Here is a 21643-nt window from a genome sequence, read left to right on the forward strand (position 1 = left end):
TCGTGTCACCACTTACGCTCTCTGCGGCACGCCGCCTTGTATGTGGCTCGGGGGAATCGGCGCGATAAGGAAGACATGCTGGCGTTCTTGCTGGAGATCCGTGAGTTGCGGCTCCAGGGGGTGGTGTACCCCTTCGCCGCCTTCATGGCGCTGATCTGGTTGCTGTGGCTGATCAAGGTCGTCCTCGCGCGTCGCTACAAGCCGTGGAAGCGCCCGTTCCAGACCACCACCTCCGTGATCATTCCGGTGGTGGACGAGCCCGAGGACCTCTTCCGTGAGGTCGTCGGCCGGATCATCGACCAGCGGCCGACCGAGATCATCGTGGTCATCAACGGCCGCCGCAACGAGGCACTTGAGCACATCTGCGACGACCTCGGCGTGTTCTGGCGGTGGACCCCCGTCCCCGGCAAGCGCAACGCGCTCAAGGTCGGCCTGGCCGAGTCCAGCGGCGAGATCGCCGTACTCGTCGACTCCGACACCATCTGGACCGCCAACACCCTCAGCGAACTGGTCAAGCCCTTCCGCGACCCCCAGGTCGGCGGGGTGACGACCCGTCAGCGCATCCTCCAGCCGAGCCGCACCGTGCTCACCCGCTGGGCGGACTGGCTGGAGAGCGTGCGCTGCCAGTACGCGATGCCCGCGATGAGCGTGCTCGGCACCGTCGGCTGCCTGCCCGGCCGCACCATCGCCTTCCGCAGTCACATCCTCTTCGACTGCATGGACGCCTTCCTCGGCGAGAAGTTCCTCGGCGTCTTCCTGGAGGTGAGCGACGACCGCACGCTCACCAACTACACGCTCAAGGCCGGGTACAAGACCGTCTACCAGTCCACGTCGCTCGTCTACACCGACGCCCCGCTCCAGTTGAAGAAGCTGGCCAAGCAGCAGTACCGCTGGGCGCGCGGCTCGCAGTACAACACGCTGCGGATGATGCCGTGGATGCTGCGCAACGCGAAGATGCTCGCGCTGTTCTACTTCGCCGACGTCGCGGTCCCCTTCGTGCTGCTCGGCACCTTCGCCTCCTGGCTGATCGCCGCCTTCCACCGGGGCCGGCCCACCATCTACCAGGACCTGCCGCTGCCCGGCGACCCCACCAAGGCCCTGGTGCTGCTCCTCGCGCTGGCCGCCGTGATGTCGCTGTTCTCGCTGATGTTCCGCTTCGGGCGGCACTTCGCCTACCGGCCGCAGGACCTGCTCTTCCTGCCCACCTTCATGGTGATCAACACCCTGCTGCTGCTCCCCGTGCGCCTGCTCGGCTTCTTCCGCTGCGCGCACAACGCGAGTTGGGGCACCCGCGCCGACAGCTTCGCGGGCGAGAAGTCGCACAGCGCCCTGGTCCTGGTGCCGTACGTGATCGGCGGCCTCATGCTCGGGGGGTCGGTGATGATGAGTGTCTAGCCACAACGGGCCGGCCGCCAACCGGTCCGGGAGCCGGGCGGAGGCCAAGCGACGGCGCAAGAAGCCGTCGCACTGGTGGAGCCGCGGCACGGGCATCCGGCTGCGGATCTGGATGGCCGTCAACGCGGTCCTGCTCTCCGCGCTGTCCTACGGCGTCTACATGGCAGTCGTCTCCAACGCGGAGGGCACCGGCTACTCCGGACTCGGCGGCGGCAGCAAGAGCAACCCGGGACTGCTGGACCGGCTCAAGGGCAAGAGCGACCCGAACGTGCCGACCAAGCAGCAGTTCATGAAGCCGGACGGCATCTACTTCGGCGCGGCCACCGTCAAGGCCCCCTACGACGCCAAGGAACTGGACGAGTTCACCACCGACGACGGCGGCATCCGGCCGACCATGGCCTCGTTCTTCCTCGACTGGGAGCACGAGTTCAACCCGTACTCGATGACGGCGGCCTACGAGCACGGCACGCTCCCCGTGCTGACCTGGGAGCCCTGGGCGGGCGGGGTGCAGAATCCGGCGGGCGGCGTCATCCTCGACACGAACACCGATCAGCCCAAGTTCCGGCTCGGCAACATCATCAGCGGCAAGTTCGACGCCTACATCACCCGTACGGCCACGGCCATCGCCGACGCCAAGTGGCCCCTGGTGCTGCGCCTCGCGCACGAGATGAACGGCGGCTGGTACCCCTGGTCGGAGGCGGTGAACGGCAACAAGCCCGGTGAGTACGTGCAGGCGTGGCGGCACGTGCACGACCTGTTCGACAAGGCCGGGGCCACCAATGTGATCTGGACCTGGTCGCCGAACATCATCCGCCCGAAGCCGAAGGTGAAACTCCAGCCGTACTACCCGGGCGACGACTACGTCGACTGGATCGGCATGACCGGCTACGGCGTGCGCGAGAAGACCCCCGCGATCACCTTCGGCGCGACGATCAAACAGGTGCGGACCTTCGCCGACAAGCCGCTGATCATCATGGAGACCGGCGCGCAGATCGACAAGCAGCAACTGAACTGGGTCCGGGCCTTCTTCCCCTGGCTCCAGGCCCATCCGGACATCGTCGGCTTCATCTGGATGCAGAAGGACCGGGACACCGGCGCCCGCGCCAACTGGCGCTTCACCTCAAGCAAGGCCGAACAGCAGGCGTTCCAGGCCGGTCTGGCCACACTGCGGCTGGCGACCGGGCAGACGAAGACGTCGTCCGGTCCTTCACCGGGCGCGCCGCCGAGCGGTTCACCCGGCACCTCCCCGTCTTCCGGGAGCACCCCATGAACGAGCGGGAAGTGCTGAATCCCCACCCCGATCACCCCGACACCATTCCCATCTCGATCATTCCGCAGCCGCGGAACTCCCATCACGGCCAGGGCGAGTGGGAGATCCAGGACGACAGCACCGGGGACCGCCCGGCCCCGGGCGGGCGGGCGGCGCGCCGGCGGGAGGAGAAGCGCCAGGAGGAGAAGCGGCGCGGGATGGGCCGCGCCGCGATCATGCTGCCGCCGATGCTGGTGACGCTCGTCGCGGGCGGGTACCGGGTGGGCGCGGCGCAGGTCAGGGAGGATGAGGCGGCGACGTGGTGGGCGGCGCATCTGTCGTGGTCGGACCTCGGGCGGCTGCTGGACAACACCGATGTGGTGCTGGCGCCGTACTACGTGCTGATGCACTTCTGGGTCTCGGTCGCCGGGAGTTCGCCCGCGATGCTGCGGGTGCCGTCGGTGGTGGCGATGGCGGTGACGGCGGGGCTGCTGGCGCTGCTCGGCCGCCGGATGTTCGACGCGCCGACCGGGCTGGTCGCGGGGCTGGTGTTCGCGGTGCTGCCGGTGACGACCCGATTCGCGCAGGAGGCACGGCCGTTCGCGCTGGCGGCGCTGTCGGTGGTGGCGGGGGCGCTGCTGCTGTACCGGGCGCTGGACCACGTGGGCGCGGACCGGTGGGGCGGATACGCGTTCGGGATGCTGTGCACGGGGCTGTTCCACCCGGTAGCGGCCACGGTCGTGGTGGCGTATCTGCTGATCACGCTGGCCACCGAACGCCAGCGCACCGGGGCGTGGTTGGCGGTGACGCTGGTGCCGGTCGCGCCGCTCTTCGCGGTGCTGATGCTGGCGCGCGGCCAGAACCACCAGGACCCGCAGGGCGGCACCGACGTGCACGCGCTGCTGCGGCTGCCGCAGGAGCTGATCGGCTCGCAGCACGCCGCCCTCGCGGTGGGCGGCCTCGCGCTGCTCGGGGTGCTGCTCGGCCGCAGGAACGGCGTACCGCTGCTGGTGTGGGCGGTGCTGCCGCCGGTCGCGCTGTTCGGACTGCGCTCGTACGGCAACCTGTTCACGCCGTCGTACTTCGTCTTCACCGTGCCCGCCGTCGCGCTGCTCGCGGGCGCCGGGGTGTGCGGTCTGGCCAAGCTGCTGCCGGGCAGGGAGCGCGGGGCGGCGACCCGGCAGATCGTGCTCGGCGCGGTCGCCGCCGTCGCCGTGGCCGCGGTCTCGCTGCCGGCCTTCAACGGCCTGCGCACCGACCCGCGGCCCGGACTCCCCGACTACCAGGCGGCGTCGGCCTGGCTGCGGACGCAGACGCGCGGCGGCGACGGGGTCGTCTACAGCGGTGAGCTGGACAAGGCGATGCGGGGCACCGCGTACCAACTGCGCGCCGTGGCCGACCCGCCGGACGCGGTGTACGTGACGGTGTCGCCGCAGCGGGACGGTACGTACACCGGACAGCCGTGCTCCGCGCCCGTGGTGTGCACCAAGGACGTCCAGCGGATCTGGCTGGTGGCCACCGCGCCGCGCACGCCGTACGCGGGGATGACGGCCGACGAGGGGAGATTCCTCCAGACCGAGTACAAGGCGGGCACCGCGAAGGACTTCGCGGGCGGCCTGCGGATTACGCTGTTCGACCGGCTGCCGCGGAAGTCGGCGCGGTAGCGGGCGCGTTGGGCGCGCCGACCGGGCCGGTCGCGGGCGGGGCCGGTCGCTGGCGTGGCCGGGCCCGAAGGGGGCGGGGCGCGCGGGGGCAGGGTGCGCGGGGCGTTCAGGGAATCGTCGGGGGTACGGGTGACGGAGGCGGGGGAGCATGCTCGGGGGAAGACGCGACCGGTGGACGCGCGGAGGTCCGCTCGTCAACTGGCCGGGGCGGCTGTCCAGCCCCTTCTACGGCCGGTCTGGAGCCGGGCGAAGTACGTCGTGCCCGCCGCGGTCCTCGCGCTGCTGATCGGGGTCGCCGCGCTCGCCTGGGGTGACGGCGGGGACGGGGGCGGCGACCGCAGCGCGGGAGCCGACCGGGCGGCCGACAGCGGCGTGGGCGACGACGACGGGGTGTCGACCATCGCGCCGGGGCCGCCGCGGACCGCCGTGCCCGACAAGGACGCCATCCGCCGACCGCCCGCCGGGACCACGTACTTCGGCGTCGCCAAGCCCGACGCGCCCTGGAATTCGGCCGTCCTGGCCGGAGTCGGCCGCGACGCGGGCGGCGTCACGCCCAACATGGTCGAGTACTACGTCAAGTGGACCCGCGGCTTCGACCCGGACCCGGTCCGCGCCGCCTACGCCCAGCACGCCGTGCCCGTCGTCTCCTGGGAACCGTGGGCGGGCTCCGCGAAGGGCACCGAGCAGCCCTCGTACGCGCTGCGCACCATCATCGACGGTGCGCACGACCCGTACATCAGGTCCTTCGCCGAGGCCGTCAAAGCCAACCGCTTCCCGATCGCGCTGCGCTTCGCCCACGAGATGAACGGCCACTGGTACCCGTGGGCCGAGCCCAACGGCGGCAACAGACCCGGTGAGTACGTCGCCGCGTGGAAGCACGTCCACGACATCTTCCAGCAGGCCGGTGCCACCAATGTGATCTGGGTCTGGGCCCCGAACACGCTGCGCGGCGCGGACGACATCAGCCTGAAGTCCCTTTATCCGGGCGACGGTTACGTCGACTGGGTCGGCCTCGACGCCTACGGGGTCGCCGAGCGCACGGCGGGCGAACTCCTCAACCCGTCGGTGAACGCCCTGCGCGCGTTCACCGCGAAGCCGCTGCTCATCACCGAGACCGGCGCTCAGCCGGGCGGGCGCAAGGCGCCCTGGATCGCCAGCCTCTTCCCGTGGCTGGCGAGCCGCCACGACGTCATCGGCTTCATCTGGTTCCAGTACACCCACGCCGAAGGCGGCGGCTCGGACTGGACGTTCATGTCCAGCGCCGCGGCGCACGAGTCCTTCAAGGCGGGAGCGAGGACATTGCGGCTGGCGCAAGTGCCGTGACGCGTACGGCTGTTCGTACGCGGGCCGCCCCCGGCGCGTGCACCGGGGGCGGCCTTTGATGCTCACGTGCGCACGCGGTCCTGACGGTCAGGTGCCGAGTACCTGGAACTCCCAGAGCGAGTAGCCGTACTGCGTGGCGCGCGCCGTCCCGTACATCCGCACGTACCGCCCGGTGCCGGTGACGTTCAGCGTCTGATTGCCGCCGGTGCCGGTGGTCGTGGAGTAGACGTCCGTCCAGGTGGTGCCGTTCGCGGAGGTCTGGATCCGGTACGCCGTCGCGTACGCGGCCTCCCAGTTGAGCTTGACCTGGCTGATGGTGTGGCTGGCGCCGAGGTCGACCTGGAGCCACTGCGGGTCGCTGAAGGTGCTGGACCAGCGGGTGCCGGGGTCGCCGTCCACCGCGCTCGCCGCCGTGAAGCTGCCGTTCTCACTGGACGAGGCCGTGGCAGTCTTCCCCTGCGACAGCAGGGTGGGCGTGCCGGGTCCGCCGGGGTCGCCGCCGCCGGACGTCGGTGTGCCGTACAGCGCCAACTCGTACAGCGAATCGCCGTATTGGGATGTTCTGGCGGTCGCGTAGACCCGCACATAGCGGGCCGTGGCCGACAGCGCGGTGTCCTGGATGTCGGCCGGACTGTTGTTGTTGGAGTAGACCGTCGTCCAGGTCGTGCCGTTGGCCGACGTCTGTAGCTGGTAGGCGGATGCGGCCGCCGCCTCCCAGACCAGACTCGCGTGCGTGAGGTTGTAGGACTGGCCGAGGTCGACCTGGACCCACTGCGGGTCGCTGAAGCCGCTCGACCAGCGGGTGGTGACATCGCCGTCGGTCGCGTTCGACGCGGGGAACTGCGCGCTCTCGGTCGAGGAGGCCGTGGTCGGCTTGCCCTTGGCGATGTTGGTGCCGGTGCTGCCGGGCGCGGCCTTGTTGTAGACCGCCACGTAGTCGACGTTCAGCGAACCGCCGCTGACCGTGGCCGCGTTGGGGCCGCCACCGAAGGCGGCGGGGAAGCCGCCGCCGATCGCCAGGTCGAAGATGATGTAGAAGCTGTGGTCGACGGCGTTGGCCCACGCCGTGGCGTCCACCTGGTTGGAGCTGAGCGTGAAGTAGTTCGCGCCGTCCAGGTACCAGCGGATCTGCTCGGGTGACGTCGAGCGGTCGATCTCCACCGCGTACGTGTGATAGCCCGTCTGGCAGCCGGAGCAGGCCCGTTCACCGCTGCCGACGCCGCTGGACTCGTTGCACGCGCCGCCCGGATTCGTCCCGCAGTGCAGGGTGCCGAACACCGAGCTGCGGCCGTTGATGTCCTCCAGGATGTCCACCTCGCCGGAACCCGGCCACGGCACGCCCACGCGCAGCGGCGACCCCAGCATCCAGAACGCGGGCCAGTAGCCCGCGCCGTTGGCCGTGGTCACGTTCGGCTGCTGGATCGACGCCTGCATCCGGACCACGCCGCCCGGCTGCGCGCCGAAGCCGTCCGCCTGCGTCTCGACCCGTCCCGACGTCCAGCCGGTGTTCGGGTCCGTGCCCGAGTGCAGTGCCTTGAGCACCAGATGGCCGTTGCCGTCCTGGTAGACGTTGGCCGTGCTGTTCGTCATCGTCTCGATCTCGCCGGTCCCGAAGGTCCAGCCCTCACCGGCGTCGTAGCGCCATGTCCCGGTGTCCAGGCCGGTGTTGGCGGCGCCGTTGAAGTCGTCGCTCCAGGTGGTGGTGAAACCGCTCGGGGCGGCGGGGACGGCGTTCGGCTGTACGGCGGCCGGTTGTACGGCCTGTTGTGCCGCCGTGGTCCGGGTCGCCGTCTGTGGGGAGACGGTGCCCTTTCCCGCGGCCGACGCTGACGCGGACGCCGACGCCTGCGGCGAACCGGCCAGCGCCACCGCGGCCATCGCGCTGACGGCGACTAATCCGACGCCCAGCCGTTTCCGCAAGCGCTTGTCTCTCATCGACATGCCTGCTCCTTGTGTGGGGGGTTGCGTGAGAGCGCTCTCTCCACGCGAGAGTCGGCCTTGCCCCAGCCCCTGTCAAGGCTTCCGGCAACGTTTACGGAGCCGTCCGCGCGCCGTACGGGAGGAGGACGGTGCCCCGCCGGGGAGGTATGCGGCAGCGGTGTGCACCCAGTGCAATTCCGGGCCGTGGCCGTCCCCGTGGGGCGCGGGTCTGCGTAGCGTGGCAGCTCTGTCCGTCGAGGGGAGTGCGCGGTGTCGGGACGTCCGGAGAAGGAGATGGCGCCGGGCGACGACCCGGTACGCCAACTGGCGCGCGAGTTGCGCGACTTGCGGGAGGCGGCGGGCAAGCCGACGTACCGGACGATGGCCAGGGGTGCGGGTTTCGGCGCGAGCACGCTGTCGCGGGCCGCCTCCGGCGAGACGTTGGCGACGCTGCCGGTGGTCCTGGCGTACGTCCGCGCGTGCGGCGGCGATCCGGCCGACTGGGAGCGGCGCTGGCGGGCGGCGGCCACGCGGGCGGCGGGGCCGCGGGACGCCGAGGACGGCGACGATCCGGCGCCCTACCGGGGCCTGGCCCGGTTCGAAGCGGGCGACGCCGACATCTTCTTCGGCCGCGACCGCCTCACCGACCGCCTGCTGGAACTCACCGCCCGCCGCCGCTTCACCGCCGTCTTCGGCCCCTCCGGCAGCGGCAAGTCCTCCCTCCTGCGCGCCGGCCTCATCCCCCGCCTCCAGCAAGTCGCCGACCCCGCCACCCGCCCCGCCGCCCTCCGCATCCTCACCCCCGGCGCCCATCCGCTCCGCGACCACGCCCCCCACCTGACGCCTGCGGCGAGCTCCGAGTACGACCCTGCGGCCAGCACCGCGGGCGGTCCGGCCCCCGGCCCGGCGGGCGGTCGTGCGACGGGTACGACGGCCGATCCGGAGGGTGGTCCCGCGACCGCCTCGGCCGCGAGTGCGGCGACGGATTCGACCGACGGTCGGGCGGCTGCCCCGGGACCCGGCCCGGCTGCCAGGGGTGTGACGGATTCGAAGGGCGGTCGGGCGGCTGAGTCCGTGAGCGGTTCGGATCGCGGGCTGGCGGGCGGTCGTGCGACGGGCACGTCGGCCGATCCGGAGCGAGGCCCGGAGGGTGGTCCGGCGGACGGGCACGCGTCCGGTCCGGTGACCGCCTCGGCCGCGAGTGCGGCGCCGGATTCGACCGGCGGTCGGGCGGCTGGGCTTGCGGCTGGTCCGGGGCCTGGCGTGGCGGGTGGTCCGGCGACTGGGCACGTGATCGGCTCCGAGCCCAGCCCGGAGGGCGGTCGCCCTGCCGGGCACGCGTCCGGTTCGGCGTCCGGCTTGGAGGGCGGTCGTGCGACGGGTACGACGGCCGATGCGGAGCGAGGCCCGGAGGCCGGTCCGGCGGACGGGCACGCGTCTGGTCCGGTGACCGCCTCGGCCGCGAGTGCGGCGCCGGATTCGTCCGATGGTCGCGTGGCTGGGCTGGCGGCCGGTCCGGCGTCCGGCTTGGCGGGCGGTCGTGCGACGGGCACCGGTGGTCCGGCGGCTGGGCATGTGACCGGCTCCGAGTCCGGCTCCGAGTCCGGCTCCGAGTCCGGCTCCGAGTCCGGCTCGGAGGGCGCTGGCGCGGCTGGCTTCACGGCTGGTACGGCGATCGGCGCGACCGGCGGTCGGGGGGCTGGTCCGGGACTTGGGCCGGAGGGTGGTCGGGGGGTGGGTGCGGGGTCCGGTGCGGAGGGTGGCGGGGGGGATACCTGGCTGATTGTGGATCAGTTTGAGGAGCTGTTCACGCTGTGTGCCGACGCGGCGGAGCGGGAGGGGTTCATCGAGCGGCTGTTGGCCGCGGCGCATCCGGCGGGGCGGACGCGGGTGGTGATCGCCGTGCGGGCGGACTTCTTGGGGCGGTGTGCGGAGCATCCGCGGCTGATCGGGGCGTTGCAGGACGCGACGCTGCTGGCGGGGCCGATGGACCGGGACGAGCTGCGGGAGGCGGTGGTGCGGCCGGCGCAGGCCGCGGGGCTGATCGTGGAGAGGGCGCTGTCCGCGCGGGTGGTCGCGGAGGTCGTGGGGGAGCCGGGTGGGCTGCCGTTGATGTCGCACGCGCTGCTGGAGACGTGGCGGCGGCGCGCCGGCCGGGCGCTGACCGAGCGGGCGTACGACGAGGCCGGTGGTCTGCACGGCGCCATCTCCCGTACGGCGGAGGACCTTTACCACCGGCTCACCGCCGAGCAGGCGGCCCTCGCGCGCCGCGTGCTGCTCCGCCTGGTCATGCCGGGCGACGGCACCCCCGACACCCGCAGACCGGTGGCCCGCGCCGAACTCGCCCTGGGCGCGGACGACACCGCCGTCGTCCTGGACGAGCTGGCCGGGGCCCGGCTGATCACCGTGGACGACGGGACCGTCGACCTCGCCCATGAAGCCCTCATCCAGGCGTGGCCACGGCTGCGGTCCTGGATCGACGCCGAGCGGACCCGGCTGCGCGTGCACCGTCGGCTCACCGACGCGGCGGTGATGTGGCACGAACTCGACCGCGAGCCGGGCGCGTTGTACCGGGGCTCGCGGCTCGCGGCGGCCGAGGAGGCGTTCCCGGCCGAGGAGGCGTTCCCGGCGGCGGCGGACGGCGGACCCGACGAACTCACGCCCACCGAGCGGGCGTTTCTCGACGCCAGCACCGCCGCCCGCCGCCGCGAGGAACAGGCCGCCGCCCGAACCACCCGCAGACTGCGGGCGTTGACGGCGACCCTGTCCGTACTCCTCGTCCTGGCCGTGGCGGCCGGGGCGACGGCGTGGACGCAGAGCCGCAGCAACGAGCGGCAGCGCAGGGCCGCCGACGCCGCCCGGCAGGTCGCGCTGTCGCGGCAGCTCGCCACCACGTCGGACGCGCTCGTCGGCTCCGACCCCGAACTCGCCTCGCTGCTGGCCGTCCAGGCGTACCGCGAGAGCCCCACCATCGAGGCGGTGGTCAGCCTCGAAGCCGCCGCCGCGCTGCCCCTCGAAGCCGTCCTGCGCCCGCCGGACCGCGAACACGACGTGGAATCACTGGCGTTCAGCCCGGATGGCCGCACCCTCGCGACCGGCGACAGCGCGGGCACGGTGATCCAGTGGGACGCGGCGGGCGGCCGGGTCCGCTCGACGGTCGGCCACCCGAGCGCGGGCGCGACCGCGCTGGCGTACGGCGCGGACGGCCGTACCCTCGCGATCACCGGCTGGAAAGGGGAGTTGGACCTGCGCCCGGTGTCCGCCGAGGGCGGCCGGGCGGCCAGGACCGTGGCCCTCGGCGCTGAGCCGCCGCTGGACTGGGAACTCGGCCCCGACGCCCGCACCGCCGTCACCGCGGACCGCGGCGGCGCGATCAGGTTGTGGGACGTGGCGACCGGCCGCGACCGGCGGATCGTCACCAGCCGCGAGAAGATCCCGGGACCGATGGCGTTCTGCGCGGGCGGGCACGTGGTGGCGATGTCCGACGCCGGACGGATCCGCGAGTGGGACACCCGGACCGGCCGCCCGCTGGCCGACTTCGCCGCCAGGTCGCAGGCCCACGAAGTCCCGGACGACGGAGGGGACTTCCTCGATCTCGCGTGCGGCCCGGACGGCCGCAGCGTGGCCACGGGGGACTTCGCCGACGGCAAGGTGCGGATCCGGGACGCGGCGACCGGCCGCGTACGCGCGGTGCTGTCCGGGCACGCGGGCCAGGTCGGCGCGCTGGCGTTCAGCCCGGACGGCCGCACCCTCGCGACCGGCGGCGACGACCGGACGGTACGGATCTGGGACGTGGCCACGGGCAGGGCCCGCGCGGTGCTGTCCGGTCACACGGGCACCGTCCGCGCGCTCGCCTTCAGCCCCGACGGCCGCACCCTCGCGACGGCGGGCGCGGACCGCACCGTACGGCTGTGGGACGTGACGAACGGCCCCGCCGTCCTGCCCGGTGTCGCGGCGGCGGCCTTCGGCGGCGGTGGCGTCGTACTGGGCGGAACGGACGGCGGACTCCGGCTGCGCGACACGGCCACCGGACATGTGCGCGTCCTGGCCGGTCCGTCCCCGGGACCGCCGCCGGTCGCGGTTGCCGTCACCAAGGACGGTCGCACGGTGGCCAGTTGGGACGGTGAGGGCTCGGTGCGGCTGTGGGACACGGTGTCGGGGCAGGTCACCGCCACCCTTGCGGCGGCCGGGAACGCGGGCGGCCTGGCGTTCAGCCCCGACGGCCGTACGCTCGTCATCGCCGACTACGACGGCCGGTTGCGGCCGTGGGACGTGCGCGCGCACCGCTTCCGTACGACCTTCCGGGTGTGGATCGCACCCGGTACGGGACCCGTCTTCGGCCCGGACGGCCGGATCGTGGCCGCGCAGACCGTGGACGGCGCGGTCGCGCTCGTCGACCTGGGCACGGGGGTGACCCGGTCCATCCTCAACGGCGCTCCTGTGCACGGCAGTTCGGGCAGCATGCCCATGGTGGACTCGGGCGTCGCGCTCAGCTCGGACGGGCGCACGGCCGCCGTCGGCACCTGGGACGGTCACGTCCTGCTCGCCGACCTGACGACCGGCCGCACCCGCGCGCTGGCCACCGGCCGTACCGCGCCCGTGACGTCGGTGGCCTTCACCCCCGACCGCCGGACCGTCGCGGCGGGCGACTGGGACGGGCCCGTGCACCTCCTGGACGTGGCCACCGGACACGTGCGGGCCACCCTCACGGCGGCGCCCCGCTCCGCAACCGACCTCGCCTTCGGCCCCGACGCGCACACGCTCCTCGTCCTCGACCCGCAACAGACCGTGCGGCTCTGGGCCGTTGACCTGCCGGACCCCGCGGCGGCCGTCACCGCCGTCTGCCGCGCGGTCGGCCGCGACCTCACCCGGCAGGAGCGCGGCACGTATCTCCCCGACGAACCGGCCCACCCGGTCTGCGGCACCACGGCCCGCTGAGGCCCGCCCGGTCTGCGGCACCACGGCCCGCTGAGGCCCGCCCGGTCTGCCGCACCACCGCCCGCTGAGGCCCGCGCCGCGCGGGCCCGGCATTGCGCTCTCGGTCAACTCCCCTGCGCACAGGGCCGATGACGGGCGGCTCGGCCCCCGGCAGACTCGGTGGCCCGGCGCACGGGGGAGGGTGCCCGGGGCCGGTGGGCCGAGAGCGCGGCGCGCGGTGCGGGTCGTCAGTGGCGACGACGATCGGGGAGGACGACCGCAGTGAGCCGCGATGGGGGCAGGGGTCGCGCCTCGGCCGACCGGTCGTGTGGGGGCGGGGAGTTCGGGCGTACGGTCGCCCGCCCGGCGGGCGTGTGCGGGGGCGGTGTGGACGCTCACGCGCTCAACAGCCGCCTGCGGTAGGCGCCGGGCGCGACGCCGTACTCCTTCTTGAAGGCACGGCCGAAGACCGCCGCGTCCGGGAAGCCCCACCGCGCGCAGATCCGGCTGACGCTGCGGTGCGCCATCCGAGGGTCGGCCAGATCGGCCCGGCAGCGGTCGAGCCGTTCGGCGCGGACGTGTCCGCCGACCGTACGGCCGCCGTCCTGGCGGAAGAGGTGGTGCAGGTAGCGCACCGAGATGTGGTGCGCGGAGGCGATGGCGGCGGGCGACAGCCAGGGCGCGGCGAGGTGGCGGTCGATGTACTCGCCTATGGCGCAGCGGAGTTCGAGGGTGCGGGACGCGGGTACGGCCGCCGGTTCGGCGAGCTGGGCCAGGAAGGCCGTGGCCAGGCTCAGCGCCGCCGAGCCGAGGCGCGCGCCTTGCGGGGCGAGCACGGAACCGGCCGCCTGGTCGGCGAGCCCTTCGACGTAGTGCGCCAGCAGCGCGGCGGGTCCGGTGTCGGAGGGGAGCGGGCGCGCGACCAGGTGCCTCAGCGACCTGGCGGGCACCGGCACCGCCTCGCGCGGCAGGTGCAGCACGATCGCCCGCCCTCGCGGCGCAGCGGACTCAACCGCCCTGACGAGCAACGGCCGTGAGGGCTCCCACAGCCCCAGCTCGCCGGCCTCCAGCCGCGTACCGGCCCGGTCGCGCTCCGCGTCCCCGCCGAGGTCTCCGCCACCGGTCCGGCCGACGTTCCCGGCACCGTTCCCGGCAGCGCTCAGGTCCCCCCGGTCCACCCCGTCCGCCCGGCGCAGCGTCAGCGGCCCCTCCGACACCAGCGCCAGCCGCCAGTGGTCGACCCCCGGCCCAGGCCCATGCCCCGGTCCACGTCCAGGCCCCTGTCCCTGCCCAAGCCCAAGCCCAAGCCCCGGCCCCGATCCCCGCCCCGGCCCCGCCCCCGGCCGTACGGTCAGCGGTCCCGGCGGGCGCACCACCGTCAGCCAGACCTGCCCCAACTCCCATGCGTACGGACGTGCTTCGTCCATCGGCGGTGCTGCCCTTCCGCGACGATCCCCGCGGACCCCGTATGCGACGCCCGCGAGATTGATTCCACGGCAGCGCGGATTGATGGGCAGCCCCCGGCCGCCGGGTGAATCAATTCCGTTCGGGGCGGCGGCCGTTCGCCGGGAACGTCTCGACCAGCTCTTGCGGAGCCGCCTGCTGCCACGAGTCGAGCAGGATGTCGTACAGCTCGCCCTCGTCCTCGAGCGCCGCCAGCCGCGCCCGTACCCACGACGAGTGGGCCTCGTGCGCGGGCACCCAGAACTTCTCCGGCTCCGAGGCGATCAGCTCCGCGCGCTCGTGCCGCGGACAGCGCACCGCGAACGACGTCCCGTCGTCGGGCACCGTCACATACATCCGGCGGCCGACATGGAACGTGGGATGTCCCCACAGCTCCTTCTCGACGGTCCCGGGCAGCCCGAGCGCCACGCGCCGCACATCCCCGCTCCCCAGCACTGCCCGCCGCCCCACGACTCTCCCCATCCCGGCTCCGTCCGCGTGCCCGCGCGCCCGCCTCGCTCGAACGCACCCAATTCCACCACGGCGGGGCGCGCGTGCGGGGGAGGCCGCCGCCCGGCGCCGCGGGCGGGCCTACGGGTGCAGCACGATCTTCCCCACGTGCCCCCTGCGGGCCAGTTCCTCCTGCGCCCGCGCGGCCCGCGCGAGCGGGAACGTTGCCGCGACGACCGGCCGGACAGCGCCCTCGCGCGCCAGGTCCATGAGGAGCCCGAAGTGCGCGGGCGTGTGCATCGAGGAGCCGATCACCCGCGCGTTGTGCAGATACAGACGGCGTACGTCCAAGGTGACGCCGTACCCGCCGAGCGCCCCCGCGACCACCCATCGGCCGCCCTCGCGCAGCAGCGGCAGGCACGCGCTCACCAACTTCCCGGCGACGACGTCGAGTCCGATGCCGATGCCGTCCGGGGCGGCGGCGCGGATCTGCCCGGCGACGTCCCGCGCGCGGTCGATGACGACGTGCGCGCCCGCCGCGCGGACCGCGTCGGCCTTGGAACCGCTGCTGACGGCGAGCACCTTCGCGCCGCGCGCGCGGGCAAGTTGGGTCAGGGCGAGGCCGACACCGCCGGACGCGCCGGAGACCAGGGCGGTTTCGCCGTCCCGCAGCCCGCCGCGCTCGATCATGCCGAGCGCCGTGCCGTACGCGGTCGGCAGCGACGCCAACTGGTCGTCCGTGAGCGGGGATTCGGTCATGTCGTGCACGCGGCCGACCGGCGCGGTCACGTATTCGGCGTAGCCGCCGTCGCGTTCGCTGCCCATGAGGCCGATGGGATTCGCGTCCTGGTGGTCGGAGTCGTAGACGGCCGGGTCGATGACGACGCGGCGGCCGAGGAGGCCCGCGTACGGGTTCGGCTCCGCGGCCGTGCCCCGGGCCGCCGCCTCGGCGACCTTCCCGGCGACCGCCCGCGCCGTGTCCCCGTCAACCGCCCGCGCCGTATCCCGGTCAACCACAGCGCCCCCGTCGAGGCCAGTGCCCCCTTCGAAGCCAGCGCCCCCGTCGGCGGAGACGTCCTCCCGTGGCCCGACCGCCACGACCCGCCCGGCCACGTCGGCCCCCTGGATCCGCGGAAAGTCGATCGGCCCGCGCCAGCCGGACAGCGCCGTCGCGTCCTGCGGGCTCCCGTACGCGCCCTCGCGCGTCCACAGGTCGGTGTTGTTGAGCGCGACGGCGGCGACCTCGACCAGCACCTCGCCCGCCCCCGGGGCGGGCACGGCCACCTCCACCGCCTCCAGCACCTCCGGCCCGCCGTGACCGGCGATCCGTACCGCACGCATGGTCCCGGGCACGCTCATCGCTCCACCGTCCTCCTGAGTACACTGATCTGTGAACATCAACCCACGGTACACCGATCAGTGAAGGGGGGCCCGATGCCGGAGGTCCAGGAGACGGAAGCGGGCGACGTACGGCCCATGACCGCCGCGGGCCGCCGTATCGCGGCGGCTGCCGAGGAGCTGTTCTACGGGCGCGGGATCACGGCGGTGGGCGTGGACCTGATCGCCGAGCACTCGGGCGTGACCAAGCGGACGCTGTACAACCAGTTCGGCTCGAAGGACCGGCTCGTGGCGGTCTACCTCGGCGAGCGCGACCGGCGCTGGCGGGCCCTCGTCCGCGCCGCCGTCGACGCCTGCGACGACCCCGTCGAGGCCGTCACCGCGCCCTTCGAGGCGCTGCGGACCTGGAGCGCGACCAACACCCGCGGATGCGCGTTCATCAACGCCCTGGCCGAACTCCCCGACCCCGCGCACCCCGCACACCGCGTCGCCGCGGACCAGAAGCTCTGGCTGCTCGGCCTCTTCGAGCGCCTCGCCACCGCGGCGGCCTGCGCGTCCCCCGCCGCCCTGGCCACCCGGCTCCTTCTGCTGCACGAGGGCGCGCTCGCCACCCAGCCGCTGCCGCTCGACACACTCGCGGAAAGCGTCGGTCTGGCACGGGAGTTGGTACGGGCGAGCGCGCCGTCCTCCGGCGCGGCCTGAGCGCCGACGGGTGAAGTCGGCTGCTAGCCAGGGGCCTTGGGCGTGAAACCGTCCGGGTCCTGCGCCAGCAGCCCGTGCACCCGGCCGACGAGGCTGCTGTCCTCGGACGGGCTCAGCCCCTCGCGCGCGGTGCGCAGCACGGCTTCCACCAGGTGCCAGCGCTCCTCCAGGCGGTCGTACGCGCCGGAGGGGATGGCCGAGGCGGCGTCGATGTCGCGCTTGCGGGCCGTGAGGTCGCGCAGCTCCTCGGCGGCGTCGGGGCGGCCGACGTCCTCGAACTGCTCCGGGCGTACGCCGACGACATGCGCCATCCGGGCCAGCGTCTCGTCACGGCCGCGGACGGGGACCGGTGTCCCGTCGACCGACTGGTAACCGCTGACGATCTGCCGCCACCGCGTGTCGCTCATGCCGGCTCGCCGCGAGGCCTCCCGCTGGGAAAGGCCGGACGCCGCGAGCGCGACCTTGATCAGCTCCCCCTCGGGCGGCGCGTCCGGGCGCTCAGTCATGCGGCGAGCTTCGCACAACTACGCATTATGCGTCCAGCGATACGGCGAAGAGGGGCGGGTATCGGCCGGTCTGGCCTGCACATATGCGCGGCGACAACGTGCGCAGGTGTGCGTAGTTCCCGATAAATACTTGTGCTACGCGCTACTACGCGCTAGTTTTTGCCCATGTCGCACCGCACCCGGCCGAGCAGGCTCCATCAGGAGCCCGAGGCCGTCACCTGGGCGCGGGAGAAGTCCGGGCTGACCAAGCGGGCGCTCGCCGACCAGGTCGGCATTTCGGAGCAGCTCATGGGTGAGATCGAGTCGGGCTGGCGCAGCGCCACCCCGGCCAATCTCATCAAGATCGCCGATGCGCTGAACTGCCCGCTCGTCGTCCTGGAGCGCAAGCGCCACGCGGGCGCGGTCCGTACCGCCGCTCCTGAAGGCGCGGCCGAATGAGGCCGGGGGGCGCACGCCGCGGCCGGATGAGGCCGGGGCGCGCACGCGAAGGAACGCTCGACGCGTGGATTGGCATATGCCAAAGTCGTGCGACTCGCGGCCCGCGGGGCCGGGGCGGCACATCATGAGATGAGTACGCGGAGGCCGCCGCCGCATCCCACGAAGACGGCCCCCGCCCAGCCGGATTACCGGTCGTTGACGTGCTGATGGATCCAGACGGCAATCTGGACGAGCCACCAGCCCATGCGTAATCGATCGGTAGTCCGCAGCCTCTTCGGCCTGCGGTGACGCGCCACTGCACTGCTCCTCTCTCCGGACACCGCCGAATGCGATGTACGGAGAGGGCACCAGCGTCCAGGCGCCCGGCTGACGGTCAGGTTACGCGGCCGTACTCTCCGTGTCCGGCGGTCGGTGAATTGCCCCGCTTGACCGTTTCTGCCGGTGTCGTCGCTTGTCTTCCGGTGCTGCCGCCTGTCCTCCGGTGGTCCCGCTTGTCCTCCGGTGGTGCCGCCTGTCCTCCGGTGGTGCCGCTTGTCCTCGGTGGCGCCGCCCCCGTCCGCGTACGGCTTCGGGCGCGGCCCCGCGTAAGGCTCCGGGCACGACGCTGCCCGCCGTCCCCGGCCGGGTGCGGAACCGGGGGTGGCGGGCAGTGGGGCGATCCGGAAAGGGGAAGGGGCAGGTCAGACGGTGGCCCCGGCCTCGCTGTGGACCAGCAGGACCGACACGGGAGACGACTTCGCGACGGCGCGGCTGACGCTCGGGTGCAGAAGCGCGGAGATGCCGCTGTAGTGGCCGGGGCCGACGGCGATGAGGTCGCTGCCGAGGGCTTCGGCGCGCTCGACGAGTATCGCGGCCAGGTCCTCGGTCAGGCCCTCGTCCACCTCGCCGTCGGCGGTGATGCCGTCCGCGCGCAGCCGTGCGAGCGCGTCGTCCACGACCTTGCGGCTCTCGGCGCTCTCCTCCACCGGCACCACTGTGCTGGTGATCCCCCCGGAGATCACCTGCGACGGCCGGATGTGGATGACCTGCACCGTCCCGCCGGTCAGCTTGGCGAGCGCCGACACCGCGTCGAGGACGGCACTGCCGTGGGCCGAACCGTCGACAGCGGCGAGGATCTTCTTGTACATGGGGTCAACTTCCTTGTCCGAAGGGGTCTCACGGGAGGTGCGGCCTCCGTACTCCCTCAGCCTCCGGCCGCCGGGCGCGCATTCCCGGAACGGTGGTGACCATGGCCACTTCGTACGTTTCCGCTCTCCGTCGCCCGTCACCGTTCCCTCGCCGTGCGGGGAGCGCGAGGACTGACTAGCGTGGAGACGTACGTAAGTGATGTACGTCACATTCATTGGGAGGGAGTCGCGGGTCATGACTGATTTCCCGGAAGGCGCACCGTGCTGGGTGGACGCCATGTTCGTGGACCTGGAAGGGGCCAAGCGTTTCTACGCCGACGTGCTGGGCTGGACGTTCGGGGAGAGCGCGAGCGAATTCGGCGATTACGCGCAGGCGTTCTCGGACGGGGAGGCCGTCGCGGGCGTGGTCCCGCCGATGCCGGGAGAAGAGGGGAAGTCGGCCTGGAACCTGTACTTCGCCACCCCGGACGCGGCGGCGACTGCGGAGAAGGTGAAGGCGGCGGGCGGCGAACTGCTCATGGAGCCCATGCAGGTGGGCCGGCTCGGCACGATGGCGCTGGCCAAGGAGCCGACCGGCGCGGCCTTCGGGCTCTGGCAGCCGGATCAGCACAAGGGCTTCGCGAAGGTGGGCGAGCCGGGCGCCTTCTGCTGGGCCGAGTTCTTCACGCGCGAGCCCGACGTCACGGATGCCTTCCTGACGAAGGCGTTCACGTACTCCGCGCAGCAAATGACCGACGCCGGGGTGGACTTCAAGGTCTTCAAGGTGGGCGGCAGCCCGAATCCGGTGCTCGGCCGCATGACCATGGGTGACGAATTCCCGCCGGAGGTACCGGCGTACGTGAACGTCTACTTCGCGGTCGGCGACTGCGACGCCGCCGTACAGAAGGCCGTCGACCTCGGCGCCACCCTCCGCTTCGGCCCGATGGACAGCCCCTACGGCCGGTTCGCCGCCGTCACCGATCCGCAGGGCGCGAACTTCTCGGTCATCGACACCGCGCGGACGGTGGGGGAGATGCCGGCGGAGGCGTAGGGGTTTCGCCGTCGCTTGTCCGCCGGGCCAGGGTGGCACGGGCGGGGCCGGGCCGGTCCCGGGGGCGTGCGGGCGGCAGGTCGGCGCGGGTGCGGGCCGGGCCGGTCCGGGGGGCGTACGGGCGGCAGGTCGGCGTGGGTGCGGGCCGGGCCGGTCCCGGGGGCGTACGGGCGGCAGGTCGGCGTGGGTGCGGGCCGGGCCGGTCCCGGGGGCGTACGGGCGGCAGGTCGGCGTGGGTGCGGGCCGGGGTTTCGGCGGGCGGCCACGTACGCTCGATGGGGGACGGGGCTGGGATCGGGAGGTGTGCGGTGCGGCGTACGTACCTGCTGTGGGCGACCGCGGCCGTCGGGCTCGTGGTGGACCAGACCACGAAGGCCGTCGCGGCGGTCGTGGTCGAGGGGCACGAGGCCAGCCACGCGTTCGGCGGCGCTGTGACCTTCACCGCCATCCGCAACTCCGGCGCGGCCGGTTCCTTCGCACCCCGCGCCACCCTCGTCTTCACCTTCCTCGCCCTCTGCGTCCTCGTCTTCATCGCCCGCGTCGCCCCCGCCGTCCGCTCCACCGGCTGGGCCCTCGGCCTCGGCTTCCTCTTCGCGGGCGCGGGCGGCAACCTCGCCGACCGGCTCTTCCGCACCCCCGCCTTCGGCCGCGGCGCCGTCCTCGACTTCATCCAGGTCGGCAACGGCGGCATCTTCAACCTCGCCGACCAGTGCGTCACGGCTGGCGCCCTCTTCGTCCTCGTCCAGGCCTTCCGCGGCGTTCCGATGCGCGCCGCCAAATCTCCTGCCGGAGAGCCGGACGCGGTGGGCAGCGCGTAGACCCCTGGCGGGTCGCCGTCTTGACGCGCGTCCCGGTTCCGGCGCGGGCCCGTCCTTCCACGGCCACGTGGTGCGGCCTCTTGGCGCGGCCTCGCCTTTACGTGCCACGTATTTCCTGGTCAGGGACCAGGGCGTCAGGGGCCAGGCGGCGCTGTCTCCGCGCGCGCCGGTGTGCCTCCGCCCGCGTGTCGCGGAGGCGGGGAATCGGACTGGCGTGCCATGGGTGAATATGCGCGGATCGGGATGTGCCGGAGGCCAAGTGCCAGGACTCTGTGAGGTGTTGATCCAATTGCGGTGACGGTGACGGCCGGGGGCACCTGTGACGGTGGAGCGAGACAGCGGCACTTCGGTCGTATGGGACACCGGAGTCCGCGTGGGCAGACAGCCGCGACGGGCCACGTCACTGACCCCGGCCCCGCGGCACGTCGCGTGTGTGATGGACGGGAACGGCCGCTGGGCGGAGAGCCGTTCGCTGCCGCGGACGGCGGGCCACCGCGCGGCGGAGACGACGGTGATCGACGTCATCGAGGCGGCGCGCGGAGCCGGGGTGGAGTGGCTGAGCCTGTACGCGTTCTCCACCGAGAACTGGAGCCGCCCGAGCAACGAGGTCGACTACCTGATGCGCCTGGTGCGCCGCGTCGTACGCAAACACGCGGCACTCCTGCACGCGCGCGGCATCCGCTGCCGCTTCCTCGGCGTCGCCGACCCGAGAATCCCGGCCCCGCTGGCCCGCGACTTCGCCGACCTGATGACACTCACCCGCACGAACCGCCGCATGACCCTGACCGTCGCGTTCGACCACGGCGGACGCGGCGACATCGTCGAGGCGGCCCGCTCCCTGATCCGCAGCGGGGTGTCCGCCGACGCCGTGGACGAGAGCCACTTCGCCGCACACCTGCCCTTCCCCGACACACCCGACGTCGACCTCGTGATCCGGACCTCCGGTGAACAGCGCATCTCCAACTTCATGCTCTGGCAAGTCGCTTACGCGGAATGGACCTTCCCCTCGGTGCTCTGGCCCGACTTCCGCGCGCCGCACTTCCTGGAGTGCCTGCACACGTACCAGCAACGCAAGCGCCGCTTCGGCGGCGTGCCGCCGCACGCGAACGGAGAGTCCCGCACGTGACGGAGACAGGCAGTAGCAGCAGCATCAACCGGCCTTCCAAGCGCGTGCGTTCGCGGGCGGCCGGGGGGACCGGGGCGACCGGGGCGGCCGAGGCGGTCGGCACCGTGAAGCCGGACGCGGCGAAGCGGAAGGCGGTGAAGCCGCGGGCCGTGAAGCCGGACGTCGTCGAACCGCTGGCCGTCAAACCGCGGGCCGTG

General features: G+C 73.0%; 16 protein-coding genes. 10 read left to right on the forward strand and 6 right to left on the reverse strand.

Annotated features, from left to right (window positions below):
- Window positions 1-75: 75 nt before the first annotated feature.
- From ACIO6U_RS13000 to ACIO6U_RS13015, 4 genes are all read left to right on the forward strand, one after another.
- Window positions 76-1395: a glycosyltransferase family 2 protein gene (locus ACIO6U_RS13000; protein ID WP_401718267.1), complete on the forward strand. Its 1320-nt coding sequence runs from the start codon at window positions 76-78 to the stop codon at window positions 1393-1395.
- Entirely contained in the window at window positions 1388-2665 is a 1278-nt protein-coding gene (locus ACIO6U_RS13005) for a glycoside hydrolase family 26 protein (protein WP_401718270.1), read from the forward strand. The genes ACIO6U_RS13000 and ACIO6U_RS13005 overlap by 8 nt, the downstream gene beginning before the upstream one ends.
- Window positions 2662-4308 (forward strand): glycosyltransferase family 39 protein, encoded by a 1647-nt coding sequence (locus tag ACIO6U_RS13010; protein ID WP_401718273.1) that lies wholly within the window; start codon window positions 2662-2664, stop codon window positions 4306-4308. The genes ACIO6U_RS13005 and ACIO6U_RS13010 overlap by 4 nt, the downstream gene beginning before the upstream one ends.
- Window positions 4309-4566: 258 nt before the next feature.
- On the forward strand, window positions 4567-5631 hold the full coding sequence (locus tag ACIO6U_RS13015; RefSeq protein WP_401718276.1) for a glycoside hydrolase family 26 protein: 1065 nt from the start codon (window positions 4567-4569) through the stop codon (window positions 5629-5631).
- 87 nt (window positions 5632-5718) lie between these two features.
- Here ACIO6U_RS13015 and ACIO6U_RS13020 read toward each other — a convergent pair whose 3' ends face one another.
- Window positions 5719-7572, reverse strand: coding sequence for a discoidin domain-containing protein (locus tag ACIO6U_RS13020; protein ID WP_401718279.1), 1854 nt, complete (start codon window positions 7570-7572; stop codon window positions 5719-5721).
- 360 nt (window positions 7573-7932) lie between these two features.
- On the opposite strand from ACIO6U_RS13020, the gene ACIO6U_RS13025 reads away from it, so the two are divergent.
- Window positions 7933-12489 carry a hypothetical protein gene (locus ACIO6U_RS13025; protein WP_401718548.1) on the forward strand — a complete coding sequence of 1519 codons (4557 nt, stop codon included), beginning with the start codon at window positions 7933-7935 and terminating at the stop codon, window positions 12487-12489.
- Window positions 12490-12863: 374 nt separating this feature from the next.
- Here the strand turns inward: ACIO6U_RS13025 and ACIO6U_RS13030 are convergent, their stop codons facing one another.
- From ACIO6U_RS13030 to ACIO6U_RS13040, 3 genes are all read right to left on the reverse strand, one after another.
- Window positions 12864-13685, reverse strand: coding sequence for a helix-turn-helix domain-containing protein (locus ACIO6U_RS13030; protein WP_401718282.1), 822 nt, complete (start codon window positions 13683-13685; stop codon window positions 12864-12866).
- Window positions 13686-14004: 319 nt separating this feature from the next.
- Complete coding sequence (locus ACIO6U_RS13035; protein WP_355336481.1) at window positions 14005-14394, reverse strand: MmcQ/YjbR family DNA-binding protein; 390 nt, start codon at window positions 14392-14394, stop codon at window positions 14005-14007.
- A gap of 108 nt (window positions 14395-14502) precedes the next feature.
- Window positions 14503-15720 (reverse strand): zinc-binding dehydrogenase, encoded by a 1218-nt coding sequence (locus tag ACIO6U_RS13040; protein ID WP_401718285.1) that lies wholly within the window; start codon window positions 15718-15720, stop codon window positions 14503-14505.
- A gap of 117 nt (window positions 15721-15837) precedes the next feature.
- Between ACIO6U_RS13040 and ACIO6U_RS13045 the strand changes: the two genes are divergently transcribed.
- Window positions 15838-16401: a TetR family transcriptional regulator gene (locus ACIO6U_RS13045; RefSeq protein ID WP_391159575.1), complete on the forward strand. Its 564-nt coding sequence runs from the start codon at window positions 15838-15840 to the stop codon at window positions 16399-16401.
- A gap of 23 nt (window positions 16402-16424) precedes the next feature.
- Here ACIO6U_RS13045 and ACIO6U_RS13050 read toward each other — a convergent pair whose 3' ends face one another.
- Window positions 16425-16907, reverse strand: a complete 483-nt coding sequence (locus ACIO6U_RS13050) for a helix-turn-helix transcriptional regulator (protein ID WP_355336479.1) — start codon at window positions 16905-16907, stop codon at window positions 16425-16427.
- A gap of 165 nt (window positions 16908-17072) precedes the next feature.
- Between ACIO6U_RS13050 and ACIO6U_RS13055 the strand changes: the two genes are divergently transcribed.
- The gene (locus ACIO6U_RS13055) at window positions 17073-17345 is read left to right on the forward strand and encodes a helix-turn-helix transcriptional regulator (RefSeq protein WP_355336478.1); all 273 of its coding nucleotides are present in this window, start codon (window positions 17073-17075) and stop codon (window positions 17343-17345) included.
- 680 nt (window positions 17346-18025) lie between these two features.
- On the opposite strand, the gene ACIO6U_RS13060 is transcribed toward ACIO6U_RS13055, so the two are convergent.
- The gene (locus tag ACIO6U_RS13060) at window positions 18026-18472 is read right to left on the reverse strand and encodes a universal stress protein (protein ID WP_401718289.1); all 447 of its coding nucleotides are present in this window, start codon (window positions 18470-18472) and stop codon (window positions 18026-18028) included.
- Window positions 18473-18707: 235 nt separating this feature from the next.
- Between ACIO6U_RS13060 and ACIO6U_RS13065 the strand changes: the two genes are divergently transcribed.
- From ACIO6U_RS13065 to uppS, 3 genes are all read left to right on the forward strand, one after another.
- A complete protein-coding gene (locus ACIO6U_RS13065) occupies window positions 18708-19502 on the forward strand; it encodes a VOC family protein (RefSeq protein WP_401718292.1) in 795 nt (264 codons plus the stop codon).
- A 308-nt stretch (window positions 19503-19810) separates the two neighbouring features.
- Window positions 19811-20320 (forward strand): signal peptidase II, encoded by a 510-nt coding sequence (locus ACIO6U_RS13070; protein ID WP_355336475.1) that lies wholly within the window; start codon window positions 19811-19813, stop codon window positions 20318-20320.
- Between the two features lie 403 nt (window positions 20321-20723).
- The gene (gene uppS, locus ACIO6U_RS13075) at window positions 20724-21446 is read left to right on the forward strand and encodes a polyprenyl diphosphate synthase (RefSeq protein WP_391043522.1); all 723 of its coding nucleotides are present in this window, start codon (window positions 20724-20726) and stop codon (window positions 21444-21446) included.
- Window positions 21447-21643: the final 197 nt, after the last annotated feature.

Source organism: Streptomyces sp. NPDC087422 (genome assembly GCF_044744145.1).
GTDB lineage: Bacteria > Actinomycetota > Actinomycetes > Streptomycetales > Streptomycetaceae > Actinacidiphila.